Below are 245 nucleotides of genomic sequence, written 5' to 3' on the forward strand. Positions count from 1 at the left end.
GCCAGCGCAGGCGCATCCAGCAACGTTTCCCTTGGGATAGGATACAGCGATCCTCCGTTTAGCAGCGCGCCGAACACTTCAAACGTGCTGGCATCGAACCCGATCGCACCGGTTTGAGCCATTCTATCTTCGGCGCTGAAAGGGATGTAGCCCGCTTGTTTCACCAGACGAACCACGTTGCGCTGCTCCACAACGACGCCTTTCGGGTTTCCAGTAGATCCTGACGTATACATGACGTAAGCTGC

At 56.3% G+C, this 245-nt stretch carries 1 protein-coding gene; it reads right to left on the minus strand.

All coding sequences use genetic code 11. The features are described from left to right. A partial coding sequence (locus BBG47_RS28750; RefSeq protein ID WP_139070862.1) for an AMP-binding protein occupies nt 1–245 on the minus strand: 245 nt, incomplete at both ends.

Origin of the sequence: Paenibacillus sp. KS1 (genome assembly GCF_001680695.1) — a bacterium.
GTDB lineage: Bacteria > Bacillota > Bacilli > Paenibacillales > Paenibacillaceae > Paenibacillus_B > Paenibacillus_B suaedae.